Raw genomic sequence first — 21,126 nt, 5'->3', positions numbered from 1 at the left:
CACGGCGGACCCGCGCGCCCGCCGTACGACCACCTGTCCCCCGTCGGCCTTGTCGAAAACGCTTCCTGAAACGGGTTCAGGCCACACGCGATCCGAACAGCGCCGTGAACTCGCGTCCCACCAGAGCGAGTACGCCCCGCTCAGGACACGCACGCCGCCGTGATCTCCCGCTCCAGCCTCGACGCCAGGCTCAGATAGCGCGGTCTGCGCGGGACCGGGACGAGGCCGCGGATCAGGACGTACCACATCTCCGCCATCCGGCGCGGAAGCCGGCCGGAGGCCTCGCGGGAGCGGCCCACCACGCGGGTGCCGACGAAGAAGCAGACCAGGGAGTGCGCGACCGCCTCGATGTCGACGTCCTGGTGTATGTCGGCCTCACGGACCGCGCCGGACAGACCGCGGTTGATCAGCTCACCCCACTCGGAGAAGGGGTGGCGCAGCGGGGGTCTCACCGCGACTCCCCCGGTCGCGAGCCTCAACCCGGCCCGGGCGATGGGCCCTTCGACGGACAGCCGGGTCAGGCCGAACGTGAGCCGCATCAGCGCTTCGAGGGAGGAGTAGCCCCGGTTGTCGATCTCGCCCGCGACGCGCTGCGAGGCCTGGGACTGGAGTTCCATGATCGCGTGGGCCAGGTCCTCCTTGGCCGCGAAGTGGAAGTACAGGGCGCCCTTGGTGACTTGGGCGTGCTCGACGATGTCACTGAGGCTCGTCGATTCGTAACCATGTCGGTCGAACAGATCGGCCGCCGCCGTGATGATCGTCGCGCGGGTCTGTTCGGCGCGTAACTGCCTCGCCATCGCCTGAGACACTCCTGGGCCGGTAAAAGAACGGGTCATGCCGTTTGTTTCTCACCCCCTGTACACAATAACTCACCCTGCGGCGGCGTCGACCCCACACTCGAAGACTGCCGACTCCCGTTGCACGCCGACGACTTGGAGGTGTCCGCCGCCTTCGTCGCGAGCCTCGATCCAGACGGGTTCGTCCAGCTCAGCGTACCTGTGGAAGACCGCCCGGTATGCGCTGGGGGCATATTTGCCCGGAAGAGCGAACCGGGCTGCCTGCCGGGCCGCCTCCAGCAGGAGCATCCCGGGGACGTGATCGAGCGGATGGTCGAAGAAAACGGGGTGTGCGGTATTTACCCGGAGCTGCCAACTCCCGCCGGGCGCCCCCGGATCGAGGCCGGGGAGGGCGAGGACGACGTCGGTGGGCAGTGCCCGGTCCACGACCTGCGGCGGCAGCCCGGGCGGCAGCGGAACGGCCGTCACCGTGCCGGGCGTCCGGCCGCCGCGCAGCCTGCGGTAGACGGCCTCGCCGACGCAGGTGAAGGCGACGTCGGCGGTCGCGGCCTGCTCCCCGCAGCACAGGACGCGGGCGGAGTAGCGGCAGGCGGCAGGCTGGCCGCCCCGGTAGCGCACCTCGGTGAAGTCGAGTTCGACGGTCGGCTCGGCCGGCACCGGCCCGACCTCCAACCGGTGCGGATCCGTGGTGACTTCGAAGGCGTTGAGCACGAACTGCCGGTCCAGCGGGACGCCGTACTCGGTGTGCATGATCAGGGTGCCGGCCTGACGGACCGTCTCCACCACGAGCAAGGGGTCGTAGGAGCACCAGTCCGGGGACACGTGTAACCCATGGGCACGGGGCCACTGTGCGCACACGGTGAAACGGTCGGCCTCGGTGCGCTCCCAGCCGGTGAGAAACGTTTCGGCGAGGGCTGCGCGGTGGACGAACTGGCGAGGGACGGTTGCCGTCAGGGACGGGGTGTCAGCAGACTGCCGCGGTCGGGTCATCGCATCCTCCCTGCGGTCACCCATGAGCCACGGCGGACGGTGAATCGTCCCCACAGCGAACGTTAGAGTACGAGGCGACCGGTTTGGCATCAATGAGATCAGTCGACGGCATCCTATGATCGGGCCGAACAGACACACGATCGCGGGATCGGCCAACTCGGTCCCGCGGAGGGGCTCTTATGGCTAAACAGGAGCGCGCCATCAGAACGCGCCAAGCCATCGTGGAAGCGGCCGGTGAGGTTTTCGACGAGCACGGTTACACGTCCACCACCATCGCCATGGTCCTGGAGCGCTCCGCCGTCACCAAGGGCGCGCTGTACTTCCACTTCCCGTCCAAGGAGGCGCTGGCGCAGGCGGTGCTGGGCGAGCAGGTGCCGTTCGGGAGCGTCCCGGCACAGGCGTGCAAGCTCCAGGAGATCGTCGACATGACGTTCGTCGTCGGCCAACGCCTGCTGACCAGTTCCTTGTTGAGAGGGAGCATCCGCCTCGCGGTCGACCAGGAGGCGCCGGCCCGCATCGATCACGGAGGGCCGTACCGGCAGTGGTCCCAGCGGCTGGAGGACCTGCTCGAACAGGCCCGGGACCGGGGGGAGTTGCTGCCGACGGTACAGCCCCGGCAGACGGTGGAGCTGCTCGTCGGCTGCTTCAGCGGGATCCAGCTGATGTCCCGGGCGCTGTCCGGGCGCGCGGACCTCGGCGAGCGGCTGTCGGTGCTGTGGACGCACATCCTGCCGAGCATCGCCGTACCGGGGCTGCTGCCCGCGCTGGACACGAAGGCGGACCGGGGCGTGCGGGTCCTGGGGTCGCCCGAAAGGGTGGCTTCGTGAGGGCGACCGCGTGAGGACGGCCCCGGAGGCTGCGGAGAAAGAAACGTTTCCGGAAACGTCATGACGGCGGACCGGCCGGTGTCCATCCACACCGGCCGGTCCGCCGTTCGTCATGAGGCGAGGTCAACCCCTCGCGGTCTCACGTGAGTTGACGATCCGTCAGAACGTCAGCTTCCAGCTGTTCAGCGTCCCCGTGTCCTGCGCCGCACTGTCGCGGACACGCAGCTTCCAGGTGCCGTTGGCGGTCTCGCTGGACGCGTCGACCGTGTACGTGGTGACGAGGTTGTCCGTGGAGTCCGAGGACGCGGCCTTCAGGGCGTACACCGTGCCGTCGGGCGCGACCAGGTCGATGACCAGGTCACCGCGGTAGGTGTGGCTGATGTCCACGCCGACCTGGAGGCTGGAAGGCGCGTTGCCGGTGCGGCCGGTGACGGAGATCGAGGACTCGATCGCCGGGGCGTTGTCCGGGATCGCGGCAGCCGTCGTGTTGGAGAACACCGTGCCGCCGGTCGAACCGCTCACCGCGGCGACGGACTTGGCCGCGTCCGCGAGACCGGCACCGCAGCCGCCCGAGCAAGCGCCCGGCAGGGGACGGGCGTTGGTCTTGATGGCCGACTCGATCTGGGCCGGAGTCAGCGCCGGGTTGGCCGACTTCAGCAGCGCGGCGAGGCCCGCGACGTGCGGGGTGGCCATGCTGGTGCCCTGGTAGTAGGCGTAGTTCTCGGTGGACGCCGTCTTGGTACCGGAGTTCAGCGTGGAGAGGATGCCGTTCGCGGTCGCGGTACGGGTCTCGCCGCCCGGCGCCGAAATGTCCACCAGGGCACCGAAGTTGGAGTACGACGCCTTGGCGCCCGCGCGGTTGGTCGCGGCGACCGAGATGACGTTGTTGCAGTTGCCCGGGTTGTGGTTCGCGACGTTGTCGCTCTCGTTGCCGGCGGCCACGACGACCGTCGTCCCCCGGTTCACCGCGCCGGTGATGGCGTTCTGCGTCGCCGTCGAGCAGGCGCCGTCGCCGCCGAGGCTCATGTTGATGACCTTGGCGACGTTCGTGTTGGCCGGCACGCCGGAGACGGTGCCGCCGGACGCCCAGGTGATCGCGTCGATGATGTCGGAGTCGTAGCCGCCGCACTTGCCGAGCACGCGCACCGGGGAGATCTTCGCGCCGTGCGCGATACCGGCGATGCCCTTGCCGTTGTTGGTGACGGCGGCGATCGTGCCGGCCACGTGGGTGCCGTGCCAGGAGGAGGTGGAGGCCGGGATGCCCGAGCCGCACTCGTTGGCGTTGTACCAGTCGCCCGGGTCGGCCGGGTTGTTGTCGCGGCCGTTGCCGTCGACGGAGACGGCGGTGTCGGCGATGAAGTCGTAGCCGCCGACGATGTTCGCGGCGAGGTCGGAGTGCGCGACGTAGCCGGTGTCGATGACGGCGACGGTGACGCCGGTGCCCGTGGTGGTGTTCCAGGCTGCCGGAACGTTCATGCCGGCCGTGGTCTCGAAGAGGTCCCACTGCTTGGCGTACTCGGTGTCGTTCGGGTCGGCCTGCGGCCGGTTCAGGCGGTCCGGGACGACGTAGGCGACCGAGGGGTCGGCCTTGTACTGGGCGACGACGCCGGCGACGTCCGCCTTCGAGGCGTCCGCGCCGAGGTCGACCAGGGCGGCGCCGGTGCCGAGGCGGCGCTTGAAGTCGGCGTCCTTGGCGGTGGCGTCGGCCTCGGCGGCCTTGTTCGAAGTGGCCTCGTCCGCACCCGACTTGTAGCCGACGATGAGGCGCTCGGCGGTGACGCCGGGGGCGGCCTCGGTCTGCGCGGCGGACACGGGCGGCAGCGCGGCGGCGGCCTTGGCGGGCGCGGCGACGGACGGGAGCGTCGTACCGGTCAGCAGGGCCGCGGAAAGGGCGGCGACGGATATGAGCTGCCGTCTCAAGGCAGGGGAAGTGCGCAAAGGGGTGCCTTTCATGGCCGGCTCCGGGCACAGGGGCGGGAGCGACGGTCGAGTTCGCTTCGGCGTCGAAGCGGCGGGGAGTGCGTCGAGGAGCGCGCGATGGCGGGCCAGGCGGGTCGGCCGACCGGTTTCGGGGTTACCTGTGGGTCGGCTGTGGTCGAACGATAGGCAAAGAGAAGGTCATCCGGATACAGGGGAAACCCTAGATCACGTCGAGAGAACCCCATTTCCAGGGACAGTTGGGGAGCGGATGTCCGGTTTGCTCCCCACTCTCGGCAAAAGAACGGAAAGTGTTTTCCGACGGCATCTCTGCTGATCAGGGCAGCGACTGAACGCGGGCGCCCGGGCAGCCGTACATGCCCGGTGCAGCCGTTCCCGAGGAGGCGTTCCCTCATGTTCCGTCACCGTCTCGTCCCGCTCACGGCGGCCGTGCTCGGCACGCTGGCCGTCGCCGCCGGACCCGCCGCCGCGCACGGCGCCCCCACGACCCCGGTGAGCCGCGTCTTCGCCTGCTCCCCCGAGGGCGGCGCGAACGCCGGTACGGCGGCCTGCCGCGCGGCGGTGAAGGCGAACGGCGCGTCCTTCGCGGCGTGGGACAACCTGCGCGTGGCCGGCGTGGACGGACGCGACCGGCAGACGATCCCGGACGGCGAGCTGTGCAGCGGGGGTCTTCCCGCGTACAAGGGGCTCGACCTGGCGCGCGACGACTGGCCCGCGACGGAGCTGCGGCCGGGGGCGACGCTGCGGATGACGTACGCGTCGACGATCCCGCACACCGGGTCGTTCAAGCTGTACCTGACGAAACCGGGGTACGACCCGACGAAGCCGCTCACCTGGTCCGAGCTGCCGTCGGAGCCGTTCGCGGTCGTCAAGGACCCTCAACTCACGGGCGGGGCCTACCGGTTCAGCGCGAAGCTGCCGGCCGACCGGACGGGGCGGCAGGTGCTGTACACGATCTGGCAGAACACGAGTACGGCGGACACGTACTACTCGTGCTCGGACGTGGTGTTCCCGGGGGCGGCGAAGCAGGAGGCTGCTTCGGGGCAGAAAGCGCCTTCAGGGCAGGAGGCTTCGGCACCGGCGACGAAACCCGAACCGACCCCGACTCCCAGCCCGGCCACGGCTTCCGCGCCCGCCGTCACCCCGGTGCCCGCCGCCGCGACCCCCGACAGCACCCCCGTGGCGAAGACCACCGACTCCGGCCCCTCCGCCCCCATGCTGGCGGGCGGCGCCGCGGCGATCCTCGTACTCGCCGGCGGCACCGCCCTGTTCACGCGGTTGAGGCGCAGGTGAACGCCCCGGTCGGATCAGGTCAGTTGACCGTCACCGGGTTCGCGCCGTCCGACACCGGCGCGTACTTCGCGGTGAAGTAGCCCGCGGCGAAGCACAGGGACGAGCCCGAGGTCCGGGTGAACGCCTGGCTGGCGAAGTTGATGCTGTTGTCGGTGTTGCTGGTGCTGCCGGTCAGGCTCGGGCCCTGGTAGACGCAGGTGATGCTGCCGAGCAGCGTGCGCAGGACGATCGTGGTCTGGATGACGCCGCCGCTCGGCGGGGTCACCGTGAGCGCGCCGCCGGACGCGGCGGAGACCGTGTAGGGCAGGTTGTCGACCTTGATGCTGGTGACGCCCGTGACGCCGAGGACGTTCGAGGTGCAGTTGGCGAAGGTGTGCGCGGTGAGCGTCTCGGTGGCGGTGCCGGGCGCGGCCGGGTTGGTGGCGACGGTCGCGTTGAACGCCGAGGTCGCACAGGAGATGCCGCTGGTGCCGGTCGCGCTGGAGTAGAACGTGGCGGCGGTGCCGGTGGCCAGCGAGGCGGTCAGGACGTCGCCGACGGCCACGTTCGCGCCGTTCGCGGTGAGGACCGCGTCGGCATCGGCGGCGGCCGGGGTGATGGCGGGCAGGGTGAGGGCGGCGGCGGTGCCGAGGACGGCGAAGAGCGAGCGAGCACGCATTGCGGGTGTCTCTTTCTTTCGGGGGGTGATCTCGGCGGCGTCGACTGCCGGTCCGTGACGCCTTCTCCGTACGTGACGGACCGGTGGACAGCGGCCGGCAGGGAGGGAAGCGGCCGTGTTCGACGCCATGGGGAATGCCAGGTGAGCGGACTCGGCCGGATGCACCCGTCCCCACATGGGAAACGGGTACATCCGGTGAAGAAGGTCCGGGAGCGCGACGGACGTCGCACTGCGGATCCGGCGCCACGGATCCGGGCTGAGCCAGGCAGAGTTCTAGACCTGAGGATCAGTCAACGTCAAGGCATCGGACAGAAGTTGATGATCTGACGCACCGTCAGAAAATCATGGCTGTGAGCGGTGCACCACAGGTGGCGCCGTGATCCATGGACGGCGCACAATGAACACCCTTTTTCCACAACTCCCTTGACCCGTAGTTGTAACCATCGGTAACTTCCTGGCTTGGCTACTGCCGCGTAACGAGAACGACCGTACGACTTCCGGGAGTTGTGGGGAGCGTGCACGGCAGCCGCTGTCCGCGCCAGGACAACGCGCCACAAAGCAACCTGCATGTACTAATGCCCATGGGAGCAGACATGGCCTCGTCCCCGGACGTCACACCGTCCGCCGAGAACACACCCGGAAGTCCGGGTAGCGGTACCACCGAAAGACGCGGCAGGGTCCGCGGGCGCCGGGCGGCGATCCTCGCGGTCCCCGCCACCATCGCCGCCGCGACGCTCGCCGTCCTGACCGCGGAGGGCGTCCTCGGCGTCCAGTTCGCGATCTCCGGCATGCCGTTCGTCGTCAAGGCCGACCTTCTCGAAGGCACGGGCTTCGAGCAGTACGGCGGGCTGGACCACATGATCGAGAACAGCCCGAACCAGGGGGACACGGACGGCTCGGTCCTCGTCGTGACCTCGGTCATCGGCAAGGGCAAGCTCACCAACATGTGCCAGTCCGTCGACCTCGGCGGCATCCAGCTCATCCTGACGGCCGGCAACAAGGGCAAGAAGGTCGAGGTGGAGAACCTGGCGATCGACTCGGACGAGATCATGGGCAACGCCTCGTTCAACGACATCGAGATCGGCCGCGACTCCAGCACCTTCGACCGGGTTCCCGGTTTCAAGGGCCCGGAGGGTGTCTACGGCCAGCAGGCCAGGACGGTCACCATCGAGAACCTGTACCAGCACAACTACGGCGCGACCGCGGCCGTCTTCAAACTGCCCGACCTGCGCATGAAGTTCTCCACCAGCGGATGCCCGGGGACGTGATCCAGTGACCCAGCACGAACCGCCGGCCGTACCCGAGCCAGGGACGGCCGCGTCCGCCGAGCCGGCTCCCAAGGCGCCGGCGCGGCAGCGTTTCCGTCAGTGGCGAGGCCGCCGGCCGTTCGTGGGCGGGGTCCTGCTCACCTTCGGCGGCGCCGAGATCCTCATCACCATGAAGGCGCCGCTGCCGGTGATCCTGCACATCGGCATGCAGGGACTGGCGGGATACCTCCTGCCGTCGCTCATGATCCTGTGCGGCCTGCTGATCCTGTTCAACCCGGCACAGCGGCTGTTCTACTCGATCACCGCCGTGCTGCTCTCCGTGGGCACCTGGGTGACCTCCAACATCGGGGGGTTCATGATCGGCCTGCTGTGCGGCCTGATCGGCAGCAGCATGGCCTTCGGCTGGCTGCCCGACCAGGAGCCGCGCCGCACCCGGCGGCAGCGGCGCGAGGAGTCCCGTTCGGCCGCGGAGGCGCTGCTTCCCAAGGGGGCCGGGGAGCCCGCCTGATGCCGTGACCGGCGCGCCTCGGCGCACAGCAAGACACCGGCCGGTGCGGCCCGCTGCCACGCACAGCGGTTCGCACCGGCCTTGGCATGTCACGGCCTCGAAAGACGCGCAGTAACCGTTTACGAAGTTTTTCCCTCCGGACGGCCGGTCAGGCGGCCGGCGCCTGCGTCCGCGCCGCCTCCGACGCGGTGGTCACCGTCGTCGGCTGGACCGGGGGTGCGGGGGTCACGGCCGACGCGGCCACCGAGCCGGACGGCTCCGCGGGGCTCTCGGGGGTCGCGGGGTTCGCGGGGTTCTCTTCCTTCATCGCCTTCGCCTCGCTCTTCAGGATGCGCATCGACTTGCCGAGCGCACGCGCCGTATCAGGCAGTTTCTTCGAGCCGAAGAGCACGATGACGACGATCGCCACGATCAACAGGTGCCAGGGTTCCAGTCCGTTGCGGAGCATGACCTGATCTCTCTTTCGTCGAGCCTTGTCGGAGTCGCACCCCGGAAGGTTGCTACATTGCGCAACTGTACAACCCAGGGCGAGACACAGTGAGGGCGCCGATGACCGTCACCAGCAGCCGCAGCGCACCGCCGCCGCGCCATCGCACCGGCGGCGGCAGACGCTCAGCGCCGCCGCAGCCGGACCGCAGGCGCCGTACGGGCGTGGGCGGCGGGAGCGGCGCGGGCAGAGGCGCGGGGCGGGGCAGGGGTACGGGAGGAGGCAGGGGCGCGGGGAAGAGTTCACGCTCCCGCCGGATACGCCTGACCTTCACGATCGTCCTGTCCCTGCTGGTCCTCCTCGGCGCGGGCGCCGGCTGGCTGTACCTGAAGCTCGACGGCGACATCAACACGTTCGACGCGGGCGGCCTCTCCGACAACCGCCCCGAGGACACGGCCGGCGAGAACGTGCTGGTCATCGGCTCGGACGCGCGCACCGACGGCAACGCGGCGCTCGGCGGCGGCAACAAGGACGACATCGGCCGCTCGGACACGGCGTTCCTGCTCCACGTGTACGCCGACCACCAGCACGCCCTCGCGGTCTCCATCCCGCGCGACACCCTGGTGACGATCCCGCCCTGCAAGCTACCCGACGGGACCTGGTCCGCCGAACAGCAAAACACGATGTTCAACGCGGCGTTCTCCATGGGGCAGACGGACAAAGGCAACCCCGCCTGCACGCAGAACACCGTCGAGAAGCTGACCGGGATGCGCGTCGACCACACGGTCGTCGTCGACTTCAAGGGGTTCGCGTCGCTGACGGACGTGGTCGGCGGGGTCGACGTGTGCCTGCCCAACGACATCTATCAGAAGGACCTCAGCCCCGGCCGGGCCACGCGCGGCGACCTCCTCTTCGCGAAGGGCGAGCAGAAGGTCTCCGGGCAGAAGGCGCTGGACTACGTCCGGATCCGGCACGGCATCGGCGACGGCTCCGACATAGGCCGGATCAAGCGGCAACAGGCGTTCGTGGCCAGCCTGTTGAAGCAGATCAAGGAGAAGGGGCTGTCCCCGACGAACCTGCTCCCGCTGGCCGAGGCGGCGACCAAGTCGCTCACCGTCGACCCCGGGCTCGGCTCCGCCGACAAGCTGATCTCGTTCGCTATGTCCCTCAAGGACGTCGACCTGCACAACACCAAGTTCGTTACCGTGCCCTGGCGTTACGAGGGTGCGCGCGTCGCGATCGTCGAGCCGGACGCGTCCGCGCTGTGGTCGGCGCTGAAGGAGGACCGGACGATCGACGGCCAGAACGCGGGCGGCAAGAAGAAGGCGGCAGCCCCGACACCGGCCCCAACTCCCGTGTCCGGCGCGGGAATCGACGTGGCCGTCTACAACGGCACGACGGTCTCCGGGCTCGCGGCCAAGGGCGCGGCGAAGCTCACGGCGGCCGGGTTCACGGTGACGGGTACGGCGACGGCCGCCAGCCAGGCCCACGCGACGACGGTCGTGCAGTACGGGCCGGGGCTGGAAAAGAGTGCGCAAACGGTTGCTGCGGCGTTTCCCGGCGCCCGGCTGGAGCAGATCCAGGGCCCGGCCCTGAACGTCGTCCTGGGCGACGACTACGCGGGGTCGGCCGGTGCCGGCACCGCCTCGCCGACGCCGACGTCCGTACCGTCCCAGGTCGCCGCGGACGCGCGCTCGGCGGACGACAATCCGTGCTCGAACCTGACGTACGGGTGAGGCGGGGTGGGGCGGCGCTCGGCGTGCGGTTGTCCTACGGCTGGCGCCGGGCCAGCGGCCTCAGCGCAAGCGCGTACAGCAGCAGCACCGCCCCCAGCATCAGGTAGTACGGCAGCGGCAGCCCCGTCATGCCAAGGGCGCCTCCCAGCGGGCTCGGCGGGAGGAGGAGGCCGACGCCGACCAGGACCGCCGCCGCCGAGCCGACCGGCCCCGGGCGCCGGCCCCCGCGTACGGCGTGCCGCCCGGCCCGCAGCAGGATCATCACCAGCGCCTGCGTGAGGAGGTTCTCCGTGAACCAGGCGGAGTGGAAGAGCGCCTCGTCGTCCACCTCGTCGGAGCCGCGCAGCCCGTACGCCAGGATGCCGAAGGTCGTGAGGTCGGCGACCGCGTTGAGCGCGCCGAAGCCGGTGATCAGGGCGAGGAAGGCGCGGGGGCGCAGGACGGTCGGGCGGCGCAGGACGGACGCGGAGGGGCGGTCGTACGCGAAGGCGAGCTGCGCCGCGTCGAAGCACAGGTTCTGCACGAGGACCTGCGCGGGGAGCATCGGCAGAAACGGCAGCAACAGGCCGGCAGAGAGCATCGCGAGGACGTTGCCGAGGTTCGAGGAGAGCGTGACGCGCAGGTACGAGGCGATGTTGCCGCTGCTGTACCGGCCCGCCGTGACCGCGTGCCCGACGGCCGTCAGCTCCTTCTCGCCGAGCACCACGTCCGCGCTCTCGCGGGCCACCGCGCAGGCCGACCGCGGGGCGATCCCGACGTCCGCCGCACGCAGCGCGGGCGCGTCGTTCACGCCGTCGCCGAGGAAGCCGACCGTGTGCCCGCGCTCGCGCAGGGCGGCGACGATGCGGGCCTTGTCCTGCGGGGTGCAACAGGAGTAAACGGTTGCTTCGGGTACGTCACCGTCGGCGCCGAGCGTCACCGGCTCGCCGGGGTCCAGGCCGAGGTCCCGGCAGGCACGGGCCGCCGTACCGGGCGCGTCGCCCGTCAGGACCCGTACGGAGACGCCGCGCGCGGCCAGTCCCCGCAGCGCCTCGGCCGCGCTCGGCGCGAGGGCGTCGCGGAAGGCGACGAGGCCGCGGAAGGTCAGGGCGCGTTCGTCGGCGGGCGTGTAGAGGCGGGTGCGGGCGGTTCGCTCGGCCGTCGCGACGGCCAGCAGCCTCAGGCCGTCGTCCGCCTCGGTCGCCGCGAGTTTCAGCAACCGTTTGCGTTCGGTTTCCGTGAGGTCGCAGCGGGCCAGGACGTCGTCCACCGCGCCCTTCGTGATCAGCAGGTGCGTGCCGGGACGTCGGCCCCGTACGACCGCCGTCGCGATCCGCCGCTGTGGGTCGAACGGCACCGCGTCGACCCCGTCGTACTCCTCCCCCACCGCGCCCGCCGCGTCCAACAGCGCCTCGTCGAGGGCGTCCGGGGCGGGGAGTTCGGCGAGCTGGAGCGTCCACCAGGCCTGTACGGCGGCCCAGCGCACGACGTCGTCGTCCTCGCCGCCGTCCGTCCCGATGCCGCGCTCCAGCACCGGGCGGTCCTGGGTGAGCGTGCCCGTCTTGTCCACGCACAGCACGTCGACGGCGCCGAGGTCGTGCAGCGCCGGAAGCCGCTTGACGATCACGTTGTGGGAGCGGGCCAGCAGGGTCGCTCCGCGCGCGAGACACGTCGTGACGATCACCGGCAGCATCTCGGGCGTGAGCCCGACAGCGACGGCGACCGCGAAGGGGAGCGTCTCCAGGCCCCGGTCACGCAGGGCGGCGTTCGCCATCAGCACGAGTGGGGGTGTGAGCAGCATGAACCTGATCAGGACCCAGGAGATGCCGTGTACGGACCTGTCGAAAGCGTTTCCGGTGGGGCGGGCGGGGGGCGCGTGGGCGGCGGCGAAGCGGGTGCGGGCGCCGGTGGCGAGGACGACGGCGGTGGCGGTGCCGGAGGCGATGTCGCTGCCCTGGAAACAGAGGTGGGGGGCGGTGAAAGGGGCGGGGTTCGCGGGGGCGGTGGTGGAGAGGGACGCGGGGTTCCCGGAGGCGACGGCAGCTGGGGGCGCCGCGTTCGCGGGGGCGGTGCGGTCCTGTTCCGCCTCGCCCGCGAGCCCCGGCGCCGCCCCCTCCGCGTGTTTCGCAACCGGTTGTGACTCCCCCGTCAGCGCCGCCTGGTGCACGGTGAGCCCGCGTGCCCGCAGCAGTCTCACGTCGGCCGGCACCAGGTCGCCCGGGCCCAGCCGGATCACGTCCCCCGGCACCAGCTCGGCCGCCGGCACCTCCCGGCTCCCCGGCGTCTCGTCCGGCCCCGGCCTCCGTACGACCGTGGCGGTACCAGCGACCAGGTCGCGCAGCGCGGCCACGGAACGGTCCGCCCGCCGCTCCCCGCTCGCGCGCAGGACACAGCTCACGGCGACGAGGGCGAGGATGACGGTCGCGGTGCCCCAGGAGGAGACCAGCGCGGAGACGAGGCCGAGACAGAGCAGCACGCAGGTGAAGGGGTCACGGACCCCGGCGAGGAGGAGGCGCGGCCAGTCGACGGGGAAGGTCTCGGGGAGCGTGTTCTCGCCGTACTCGGCGAGGCGCACGACGGCTTCGTCCTCGGTGAGGCCCCGGGGGCGGGTGCCGAGGCGCCGGAGGGTTTCGAGGGCGGTGGCGTCGGCGGGGTCCGGGGGGCCGGCGGGTGAGGCGGGTGCGATCGGAGCGCCGACCGCCGGGACCACCGACGCGGCATCGCTGACCGCCGGGCCCAGCAGGGCCGCACCATCGCCGCTTGACCGCTTCACACCGCCGCCGTGCGGGGCCTCGCCGTCGCCCGGAACACCCTCCCCCATGCCGTCTCTGCGCGACCCCGTCTCCTCCCCCGGGTCCGTCTCCTCAGAGGCCACGGAGGCGGGGGATCGGGACGTCGGCCCCCTCGGCGCGGTCGTTCAGGCGGCCGAGGACCAGGCGGACGACGTCGACGACGTCGGGGGCGTCGACGTAATACACCTGGCGGCGGCCTTCCCGGCGCGAGCGTACGAGGCCGGCGAGCTTCAGCTTGGTCAGGTGCTGGCTGACGGCGGGCAGCGCGCCGCCCACCCGCTCCGCGAGGCCCGTCACGTCGCTCTCGCCCTGGGCCAGCGCCCACACGATGTGCAGGCGGGCCGGGGACGCCAGCAGCCCGAAGTGCTCGGCGGCCTGCGTGAGCATCTCGGTGGAGGGGTCCTCGAACGCCACGGCTGCCGACCTCCTGTGCGCTGACGTGTTACTGAAACGGGTTTCCCCAGTTTACGGCGTGAGTGCCCCCCGCGAGGATGAGCCGCATGCTCGACGACCTCGACCGCGCCCTCGTGCACGCACTGCACCTCGACGGCCGGGCCCCCTCCAGAGCCTGTGTCGCATCCCCGGCCGGGCGCGCGCCGCCTGGCACGCACTCCCCCAAGCTCTGCGAGCAGGGGGGACCCCCAGCCGCGTTGCCGAAACGCCCACGTGGCTCCGCCACGCGGGCGCTCCGGCGCCTTGCGATCCCACGCACCAGACGACGTGCGCTATCCGACCGGGGATGCGACACAGGCTCTCAGCTTGTTCTTTAACCTCTGGCCTCGAACAGCGCGTCGTACGAGGTCACTCACCTGTGGATTCGCCGGACAGGCGGACGGCCTTCGCATGATCCTGCGTTCCGCCAAGGAAACAGATTCATACGAAGGCCGCAGGGGTGAGTGTGCTCGACGACGGTGCCCGGCGTGAGGCGTTCGACTTCACGTCACACTTCCGGGAAGACTTCTACGCGTGCCTGACCCGACGCGGTGACACCCTGTTCGAGCTCGCGGACGCGATGCTCTGCGAGAACGGGCCCGTCACGTCACCGGTCGGCCTCACGCTCCTGGCCGAGCACCGGCGCGGGCACGGCGCCCTCTACGACGCGCTGAACAGCGGAAACATCGACGAAGCCGGGCTGCGCCGGGCGCTGGCGATCCTGCCGCAGCCCAAGGCCGCCGACAACCGCCTCGTCCTGGCGGTCGACGTGACGCACTGGCTGCGGCCGGACGCGCCGTGCTGTCCGGAGCGGCTGTTCTGTCACGTCTACGGACGCTCGGGACGCTCCAGCGATCAGTTCGTTCCCGGCTGGCCGTATTCGTTCGTCGCCGCGCTGGAGACCGGTCGCACCTCGTGGTGCCAGCTGCTGGACGCACTCCGTCTCGGCCCGGACGACGATGTGGCCGAGGTCACCGCCGCCCAGGTCCGCCGCGTCGTGACCGGCCTGATCGAGGGCGGCCAGTGGGAGCCGGAGGACCCCGACATCCTCATCGTCTTCGACGCCGGCTACGACGCCCCGCGCATGGCTTACCTCCTGGCCGGCCTGCCGGTCGAAGTGCTGGGGCGGATGCGCACGGACCGGGTGATGCGCCACCCGACCCCGTCCCTCAAGGAGTACGCCCAGACCTATCCCCAGGGCGGGAGGCCGCCGAAGCACGGCAAGGAGTTCCGCTTCGCCAAGCCCGAGACCTGGGGCGAGCCCGACGCGGAGACGGTGCAGGTCACCGACCGCTACGGCACCGCGATGGCCATGGCCTGGGACCGTCTCCACCCCAAGCTGACCACCCGCTCCGCCTGGATCGACCACACCGGCGAACTCCCCGTCATCGAGGGCACCCAGATCCGTCTCTCCGTCGACCACCTGCCCGGCGGCCAGGACCCCCTCCCGGTCTGGCTGTGGTCCTCGAAGACCGGCATGACCGGCGCGGACGTTGACCTGCGCTGGCAGGTGTTCCTTCGCCGCTTCGACCTGGAACACACCTTCCGGATGATCAAGCAGACACTCGGCTGGACCCGCCCGAAACTACGGACTCCCCAGGCCGCAGACCGCTGGACCTGGATCGTGATCGCCGCCCACACTCAGCTCCGGCTCCTGCGCGAGGCCGCCGCCGACCTCCGCCGCCCCTGGGAGAAGCCAGTCGCGCCGTCCCGGCTCACCCCGGCCCGCGTCCGCCGGGGGTTTCGCAACCTCCGCCCGCACCTGCACTGCCCGGCCCGCGCACCGAAACCCTCAACGCCAGGACCAGGAAGGCCAGTTGGCTCGAAGAACCGACACCCGGCCACCCGTCACGACGTGGGCAAAACGACCAGACGCCCCGAGAGCATCACCGAACGAAACAGGATGAAAGCTAACAAAGGTTAAATTTCAAGCTCAGCCGGATCGCGGAGGTGCTCGGCGTCTCGGGACAGACCGTGGCCCGCCGCTACCGGCGGCTGCGGGAGGAGGCCGGGTCTCAGGGTGGTGGGCCTGGCGGACCCGCACACGGCGGGCCGCACCCAGTGGCTGCTACGGCTGACGGCGACACCGGCCTCCGTACGCGACCTCGCGGCGGCGCTGGTCCGCAGGCGAGACACGTCGTGGGTGAAGCTGGTCTCGGGCGGCACGGAGATCGTGGCGGTCGTCCACGCCCCGACGGACGCGCAGGACACCAACTCCCTTCTCCTGCACGACGTTCCGCGCACGGCCGGCGTCACCTCGGTCTCCGCGCACCTGCTCCTGCACACGTACGTCGGCGGCCCGGCGAACTGGCGCCGCAGCGCGGACACCCTGGACGCCGACCAGCAACAGGCCCTGAGGGAACCGGAGTCGGAGGCGACTCCCCGTCAGATCACCGACGCCGACCGGGACTTGCTCGCAGCGCTCATGCAGGACGGCCGCACCTCCCTCGCGGACCTGGCCGGGGCGACCGGCTGGACGGCGGCCACCGTGGCTCGCCGTCTGGCCGAACTCCGCGCGGGCGGCGGCCTGTTCTTCGACGTGGAGATCGACGCGGCGCACTTCGGCGTGGCGACCCGCGCCCTGCTGTGGCTGTCGGTACGCCCGTCCCGCGTGGACGAGGTCGCGTCGGCCCTGTCGGCCCACGACGAGCTGGCGTTCCTCGCCTCGGCCACCGGCCCCACGAGCCTGGTCGCCCAGGCCCTGTGCCGCGACCCGGCCGACCTCCACCACTACCTCACGCGCAGACTGGGCGCCCTGGACGCGATCGACGCCCTGGAGGCGGGCCCGGTCCTGCGCACCCTCAAGTGGGCGAGCCCGTCCCTGGCCCTACGCCCGCCGCGTCGCTGAGCCCATCCCCCACACCCCGACCGCACTCACGCCGATCACCAACGCCCCGGCGAGGAAGGCGAGTTCGAACGTCCCGTCGAGATACACCCGCCCCAGCACCGCGACCCCGAGCGTCGCCCCGAGCTGCTGCACGGCGTTCAGCAGCCCCGCCGCCGACCCCGTCTCCTGAGGCCGCAGGGACGACAGCGCGAGCGTGAAGAACGCGGGCGTGAACAACCCCGCCCCGACCCCGACCACCGCGAGCCCGACCGGCAACGGCACCACAAGTGCCCCCAGAACCCCGGCGATCAGCACGCCGAGCCCTACGGGCATCATCCGCCGCCCGTACCGCCGCACGAGGTGCGCACCGGCCGCCCAGGAGGCCACGGCGAGTCCGAGGGACCAGGGCGCGAGGGCCAGGGACGACGCCAGGACGCCTCTGCCGAGGCCGAGTTGGAGATGGAGCACGACGACGGTCGTCAGCCCGCCGGTCACGGCGAAGAAGGCCGTGGAGGTGAACAGGGCGGCGGGGAAAGCCCTTTGGGTGAACAGGCTGGGTTCCAGCAGGGGCTTCGGCGTACGGCGCTGGTGCAGGACGAAGACCGCCAGGACGACGGCCCCGGCAGCCAGCGACCCCCAACTCACCCCGGACACACCGATCAACGGGTGCACGACCAACCCGGTCCCGAGGGCGAGGAGCCCCGTGCCGGTGAGATCGAGACCGGGCCCGGCCGGAACGCGGTCCTCGGGCAGCGCCCGCGCGAGGACGAGCACGGCCACCGCGAGCGGCACGTTCACGAGGAACGCGGCCCGCCAGGACACCGTATGCGTCAGCACCCCGCCGAGCAGCGGCCCGCACACCCCCGCGAGCCCCATCACCGGCCCGATCCAGCCGAGCGCGCGCGGCAGTTCGGGCCCGCTGAACATCGCCTTGATGAGCCCGACGGTCTGCGGTACGACGGCTGCCGCCGCCGCGCCCTGCACCGCGCGCAGGCCGATCAGGACCCCGGCGGACGGCGCGAGCGCGCACCCCGCCGAGACTGCGGCGAACGCGGCGACGCCGGTCACGAAGACCCGGCGCCGGCCCACGATGTCACCGAGCCTGCCGCCGAGGACCAGCAGGACGGCGAAGGGCAGGGTGTAGGCGGCGGTGAACCACTGCACGTCCGACACCGGGCCGCCGAGGTCGGTGTGGACGACGGGGGCGGCGACCTGGACGACGGTCGCGTCGAGCAGGTTCATGGCCTCGGCGATCAGGAGGGCGACGAGGGCGGGACGACGTGTTGCAGCAAGCGTTCTCATGCGGTTTCTCCCCGGGGACGGCGCGCGTCGGGTGACGGCTCGCGTCAGATTCGGGGAGAGGTCCACGCGGGCTCCAGCGCGGGCGCGGGAATCGGTGATTTCCTCCACGCCGGTGCCCGCATGCGGGGAAAGCTCACGCCTCCGACAGGGCGGCGACCGTCTCGGCGTGGTTCCCGGCCCTCGCCCACTCCAGCGGGGTGAGGCCGGTGCCGTGGTCCTCCCGGAGGCCGGGGTCCGCGCCGTGCGCGAGGAGGACGCGCACCGTCTCGGTGTGGCCCCAACTGGCGGCTGCGCACAGGGGAGTTCCCTCGGCGCCGAGGCCCGCGCTCTCCTCGTCCGGCGGAGCGCCCGCGGCCAGGAGGTGCCGGGCCGCCTCGGTGTTGCCGTGGACGCTCGCCGCGTACAGGGGCGTGGTGCCCTCGGCATCTCGGGCCCGGGGGTCGGCGCCGGCTTTCAGGAGCGCGGCGACCCGGGAGCCGTTCTCGCCCCAAGCCGCGCTCATCAGGCGGCGGGTGAGCTTTTTCTGGCGTCTTCTGTTCATCGGGGAGGAGATTAGGCGGCGGGTTCCGGATGCGCTTCCGGATTTTCTCGGCCTCGCTCACGCAGACAGCAGAAAACCCGCCCCAACCGGGACGGGTTCTCTTCTTGAGCGCCGGGCAAGCCTTGCACTTGCATCTCCCCGCAGGAAGCGGGACGTCTTTCCTTGGACCACCAACGCGCGTTCTGTTCCGCCTTGTTCGGCGGCCAGCTCGTGATCGAACCTTACCCCACGCCGAGGGGTGCGCCACAACTCAGCTCACAACTCGGCCAGCGTCGGGAGGAGTTCGGCCGCCGCCGCGATGTCCGCCGTGAGCGGCCGGTCGTCCGTGCCGGTCGGCAGCGCGGCCGAGGCGGTCGTGAAGGCCGGGGTCGGCGGCTGGGTCGGCCGGAGCCGAAGTGCCCTGACCGCGCTGACCAGTTCGCAGGCGACGAGGGTCGTGTACGCGTCCGCCGCCCGCAGGGACTGGCGCGCGGACTGGCCCGCGAAGCTCGCGGCCTCCTCCAGGCCGAGGGAGACCACGGCGTGCCCAGAGGAGGCGGGGACGGCCTGTGAACGCAGCTCCGCGAGCGCCGAGTTGGCCGTGTACTCCAGGATCATCGTCCCCGAGCTGCTCGCCGGGCCGTCCGCCAGGAAGGGGGCGAGGCCGGTGAGTTCGGGGTGGCCGAGCGCGGAGAGGCGGGCGGTGGAGAGCTGGGCCGTCTTCAGCAGGGCCAGGTTCAGGCCGTCCAGGGCGAGCGCGAGGGGCGCCGCGAAGAACCCGCCGTGGTGGTAGGCGGTGAGCGCGTCGGGGTCCACCAAGGGGTTCTCGGACGGGCAGTTGACCTCGACCTCGACGACTTCCCGCACCCGGTCCCCAGCGTCCAGCGCACACCCATGCACCTGCGGGAACGCCCGGAACCCATAAGGGTCCTGCACTCGCCGCGCGGCCACGACCGGCACATCCGGCCACCCCAGCAGCCGCCGCACCTCCCCGGCAGCGCGCGCGGCCCCGACGTACGGCCGCAACGCATGCACGGGAGCGGCATACGCCTCGGCCGACCCGGACACGGCGGCGAGAGAAAGTGCGGCGACGACATGAGTGGCCCGCAGCAGAACGTCCAACTCACGCCAGGCAAGGGCGGCTTGAGCAAGGGCAAGAGCGTTGCTGCTCAACAGGGCAAGAGCATCGCCGGGTTGAAGGGCGACGGGCGCGGGATGGTCGGCGAACTCCGGCCGGGCCGCCGCCTCTTCGATCACGGCCCCCGACACCGAGCCCGCCCCGAAACCCCCCTCACCCTCCAACCCGCCCCCGATCCACGGCCGTTCACCTATCAGCGTCAGCCCCGTCTGCGCCAACGCCGTCAGATCCCCGGTCCCCAACCCCCCGTACTCGTTCACCGCCGGATGCACCCCGAGCCGCAACGCCTCCACGAGCGCATCGATGATCGCGGGCTGTATTCCCGCACCCCCGGCGAGGAGTTGGTTCGCGCGGATCGCGAGCATCGCGCGGATCTGGCGGGCCGGCAGCAGCGCTCCCGCGCCGCCCGCGTGGCTGCGCAGGAGGCGGAGGTTGTGGGCCTGTTCGTCTGCGGTGGCCACGGGGACGGAGCGGTTGGCGCCGACGCCTGTGGCGCGGCCGTACAGCCGTCCGGCGGAAGCCAGTTGACGGGCCGTCAGCCAGGAGCGTACGGCGCGTTCGCGGGCCTCGGGGGCGACGTCCAGGGGCGCGCTGCCGTCCGCGAGGGCGATCAACTCCCGTGCGGTGAGGGAGGATCCGGTGAGAACGACCCGGGTGTCCGCGCGCGAGGCGGGCACCCGGGTCAGGTCGGTGGTGTCCAAGCGGGTCAGTCCAGGCCGGCAGTCTTCAGCCACGCCTTGGCGACGTCCAGTGGGTCCTTGTTCTCCAGCTGGACCTGGAGGTCGAGGCTGAGGAGCGTCTTCGTGTCGAGCTTCGCGGAGACCGCGTTGAGGGCGGCGACGCCCTCCGAGGAGAGCGCGCTCTTGTAGACGAGCGGCGTGACGTTCGCGAAGCCGAAGAGGTTCTTCGGGTCCTGGAGGACGACGAACTTCTCCTTGAGGATGGTCGGGTCGGTCGTGAAGATGTCCGCCGCCTGCACGGTGTTCTTCTTCAGCGCCGCCTGCGTGAGCGGGCCACCCGCGTCAAGTGCCTTGAAGGACTTGAACTTCAGCCCGTACTCCGACTCCAGGCCGAGCATGCCCTGGTGGCGGGTCTGGAACTCGGGCGAGCCGCCGAGGATCAGGTCGGGGGCGATGTCCTTGAGGTCCGCGAGGGTCGAGGCCGCGGTGAGGCTGTACTTCGCCGCGGTCTCCGAGTTGATCGTGACGGAGTCCTTGTCCTCGGCCGGGGAGGACTCCAGGAGCGTCAGCTTGGAGTCGAGCTTGGCCTTGGCCGCCGCGTTCACGGTCTCCAGCGAGGTCTGCGTGGCCTTGGCGTCGAGGTAGGCCAGCAGCGAGCCGTTGTACTCCGGCAGGACGTGGATCGAGCCGTTCTTGAGCAGGCCGTAGGTGGTCTCGCGGCTGCCGATGTTGGGCTTGTAGGAGACCTTGATCCCCTTGGCCTTGAGCGCCTCGCCGTAGATGTCGGCGAGCAGCGTGCTCTCGGCGAAGTTGTTCGACCCCACGACGACCGACTTGCCGTCCGAGCCGCCCCCGTCGAGCGGGTTGCTGCTGGTGTCGTCGGAGCTGCATCCCGCCAGCAGGACCGTCGCCGCGGCGAGCACGGCCGTTGCCGCGCCGGGGTGCTGACGGAGGGATCTGCGGGGATGGGCGGTAGAAGTCACTGTTCCCGTTTCCGACTTGGGGGGAGAGGAG

The 21,126-nt window shown here is 71.1% G+C and carries 18 protein-coding genes; 7 read left to right on the top strand and 11 right to left on the bottom strand.

Annotation, left to right across the window (positions count from 1 at the left end; all coding sequences use genetic code 11):
* Window positions 1-140 precede the first annotated feature (140 nt).
* Window positions 141-797, bottom strand: a complete 657-nt coding sequence (locus J8M50_RS36785; protein WP_010353235.1) for a ScbR family autoregulator-binding transcription factor — start codon at window positions 795-797, stop codon at window positions 141-143.
* Window positions 798-869: 72 nt separating this feature from the next.
* Entirely contained in the window at window positions 870-1,787 is a 918-nt protein-coding gene (locus J8M50_RS36780; RefSeq protein ID WP_010353234.1) for a ScbA/BarX family gamma-butyrolactone biosynthesis protein, read from the bottom strand.
* 179 nt (window positions 1,788-1,966) lie between these two features.
* On the opposite strand from J8M50_RS36780, the gene J8M50_RS36775 reads away from it, so the two are divergent.
* The gene (locus J8M50_RS36775) at window positions 1,967-2,614 is read left to right on the top strand and encodes a ScbR family autoregulator-binding transcription factor (RefSeq protein ID WP_029183790.1); all 648 of its coding nucleotides are present in this window, start codon (window positions 1,967-1,969) and stop codon (window positions 2,612-2,614) included.
* 159 nt (window positions 2,615-2,773) lie between these two features.
* Here the strand turns inward: J8M50_RS36775 and J8M50_RS36770 are convergent, their stop codons facing one another.
* Window positions 2,774-4,552 (bottom strand): S8 family peptidase, encoded by a 1,779-nt coding sequence (locus J8M50_RS36770; protein ID WP_010353232.1) that lies wholly within the window; start codon window positions 4,550-4,552, stop codon window positions 2,774-2,776.
* 393 nt (window positions 4,553-4,945) lie between these two features.
* Between J8M50_RS36770 and J8M50_RS36765 the strand changes: the two genes are divergently transcribed.
* On the top strand, window positions 4,946-5,845 hold the full coding sequence (locus J8M50_RS36765) for a lytic polysaccharide monooxygenase auxiliary activity family 9 protein (protein WP_010353231.1): 900 nt from the start codon (window positions 4,946-4,948) through the stop codon (window positions 5,843-5,845).
* Window positions 5,846-5,864: 19 nt separating this feature from the next.
* Here the strand turns inward: J8M50_RS36765 and J8M50_RS36760 are convergent, their stop codons facing one another.
* Window positions 5,865-6,503, bottom strand: coding sequence for a hypothetical protein (locus J8M50_RS36760; protein WP_010353230.1), 639 nt, complete (start codon window positions 6,501-6,503; stop codon window positions 5,865-5,867).
* Window positions 6,504-7,096: 593 nt separating this feature from the next.
* Here J8M50_RS36760 and J8M50_RS36755 point away from each other — a divergent pair.
* Both J8M50_RS36755 and J8M50_RS36750 read left to right on the top strand, forming a co-directional pair.
* Complete coding sequence (locus J8M50_RS36755) at window positions 7,097-7,771, top strand: DUF6230 family protein (RefSeq protein ID WP_010353229.1); 675 nt, start codon at window positions 7,097-7,099, stop codon at window positions 7,769-7,771.
* A gap of 4 nt (window positions 7,772-7,775) precedes the next feature.
* Window positions 7,776-8,279 (top strand): DUF6114 domain-containing protein, encoded by a 504-nt coding sequence (locus J8M50_RS36750; protein ID WP_010353228.1) that lies wholly within the window; start codon window positions 7,776-7,778, stop codon window positions 8,277-8,279.
* 148 nt (window positions 8,280-8,427) lie between these two features.
* Here J8M50_RS36750 and tatA read toward each other — a convergent pair whose 3' ends face one another.
* Entirely contained in the window at window positions 8,428-8,727 is a 300-nt protein-coding gene (tatA, locus tag J8M50_RS36745; protein ID WP_010353227.1) for a Sec-independent protein translocase subunit TatA, read from the bottom strand.
* A gap of 101 nt (window positions 8,728-8,828) precedes the next feature.
* Here tatA and J8M50_RS36740 point away from each other — a divergent pair, with 101 nt between their 5' ends.
* The gene (locus J8M50_RS36740) at window positions 8,829-10,442 is read left to right on the top strand and encodes an LCP family protein (RefSeq protein ID WP_040836189.1); all 1,614 of its coding nucleotides are present in this window, start codon (window positions 8,829-8,831) and stop codon (window positions 10,440-10,442) included.
* Between the two features lie 34 nt (window positions 10,443-10,476).
* Here J8M50_RS36740 and mgtA read toward each other — a convergent pair whose 3' ends face one another.
* Entirely contained in the window at window positions 10,477-13,242 is a 2,766-nt protein-coding gene (mgtA, locus tag J8M50_RS36735; protein ID WP_010353225.1) for a magnesium-translocating P-type ATPase, read from the bottom strand.
* Window positions 13,243-13,285: 43 nt separating this feature from the next.
* On the bottom strand, window positions 13,286-13,600 hold the full coding sequence (locus J8M50_RS36730) for an ArsR/SmtB family transcription factor (RefSeq protein ID WP_050987206.1): 315 nt from the start codon (window positions 13,598-13,600) through the stop codon (window positions 13,286-13,288).
* A 511-nt stretch (window positions 13,601-14,111) separates the two neighbouring features.
* Between J8M50_RS36730 and J8M50_RS36725 the strand changes: the two genes are divergently transcribed.
* Complete coding sequence (locus J8M50_RS36725; RefSeq protein ID WP_010353223.1) at window positions 14,112-15,569, top strand: NF041680 family putative transposase; 1,458 nt, start codon at window positions 14,112-14,114, stop codon at window positions 15,567-15,569.
* Window positions 15,570-15,665: 96 nt separating this feature from the next.
* Complete coding sequence (locus tag J8M50_RS36720; protein WP_010353222.1) at window positions 15,666-16,493, top strand: Lrp/AsnC family transcriptional regulator; 828 nt, start codon at window positions 15,666-15,668, stop codon at window positions 16,491-16,493.
* Here the strand turns inward: J8M50_RS36720 and J8M50_RS36715 are convergent.
* The 4 genes from J8M50_RS36715 to J8M50_RS36700 form a co-directional block, all read right to left on the bottom strand.
* Entirely contained in the window at window positions 16,473-17,774 is a 1,302-nt protein-coding gene (locus J8M50_RS36715) for an MFS transporter (protein ID WP_010353221.1), read from the bottom strand. The genes J8M50_RS36720 and J8M50_RS36715 overlap by 21 nt on opposite strands.
* Before the next feature lie 133 nt (window positions 17,775-17,907).
* Entirely contained in the window at window positions 17,908-18,315 is a 408-nt protein-coding gene (locus J8M50_RS36710; protein WP_029183788.1) for an ankyrin repeat domain-containing protein, read from the bottom strand.
* Between the two features lie 255 nt (window positions 18,316-18,570).
* Complete coding sequence (locus J8M50_RS36705; protein ID WP_010353219.1) at window positions 18,571-20,133, bottom strand: aromatic amino acid ammonia-lyase; 1,563 nt, start codon at window positions 20,131-20,133, stop codon at window positions 18,571-18,573.
* 5 nt (window positions 20,134-20,138) lie between these two features.
* Window positions 20,139-21,095, bottom strand: coding sequence for an ABC transporter substrate-binding protein (locus J8M50_RS36700; protein WP_029183787.1), 957 nt, complete (start codon window positions 21,093-21,095; stop codon window positions 20,139-20,141).
* Window positions 21,096-21,126 lie beyond the last annotated feature (31 nt).

The organism is Streptomyces acidiscabies, assembly GCF_020010905.1.
Lineage (GTDB): Bacteria > Actinomycetota > Actinomycetes > Streptomycetales > Streptomycetaceae > Streptomyces > Streptomyces acidiscabies.
Note: the sequence above shows the minus strand (reverse complement) of the source record. Positions and strands in the feature narration are given on the sequence as shown.

Bases quoted from the DNA above. Each gene is read 5' to 3' on its own strand.
- J8M50_RS36730 (WP_050987206.1), bottom strand. From the start codon at position 13,600: ATGCTCACGCAGGCCGCCGAGCACTTCGGGCTGCTGGCGTCCCCGGCC.
- J8M50_RS36740 (WP_040836189.1), top strand. From the start codon at position 8,829: ATGACCGTCACCAGCAGCCGCAGCGCACCGCCGCCGCGCCATCGCACC.
- J8M50_RS36715 (WP_010353221.1), bottom strand. From the start codon at position 17,774: ATGAGAACGCTTGCTGCAACACGTCGTCCCGCCCTCGTCGCCCTCCTG.
- tatA (WP_010353227.1), bottom strand. From the start codon at position 8,727: ATGCTCCGCAACGGACTGGAACCCTGGCACCTGTTGATCGTGGCGATC.
- J8M50_RS36710 (WP_029183788.1), bottom strand. From the start codon at position 18,315: ATGAACAGAAGACGCCAGAAAAAGCTCACCCGCCGCCTGATGAGCGCG.
- J8M50_RS36760 (WP_010353230.1), bottom strand. From the start codon at position 6,503: ATGCGTGCTCGCTCGCTCTTCGCCGTCCTCGGCACCGCCGCCGCCCTC.
- J8M50_RS36785 (WP_010353235.1), bottom strand. From the start codon at position 797: ATGGCGAGGCAGTTACGCGCCGAACAGACCCGCGCGACGATCATCACG.
- mgtA (WP_010353225.1), bottom strand. From the start codon at position 13,242: ATGGGGGAGGGTGTTCCGGGCGACGGCGAGGCCCCGCACGGCGGCGGT.
- J8M50_RS36780 (WP_010353234.1), bottom strand. From the start codon at position 1,787: ATGACCCGACCGCGGCAGTCTGCTGACACCCCGTCCCTGACGGCAACC.
- J8M50_RS36755 (WP_010353229.1), top strand. From the start codon at position 7,097: ATGGCCTCGTCCCCGGACGTCACACCGTCCGCCGAGAACACACCCGGA.
- J8M50_RS36765 (WP_010353231.1), top strand. From the start codon at position 4,946: ATGTTCCGTCACCGTCTCGTCCCGCTCACGGCGGCCGTGCTCGGCACG.
- J8M50_RS36775 (WP_029183790.1), top strand. From the start codon at position 1,967: ATGGCTAAACAGGAGCGCGCCATCAGAACGCGCCAAGCCATCGTGGAA.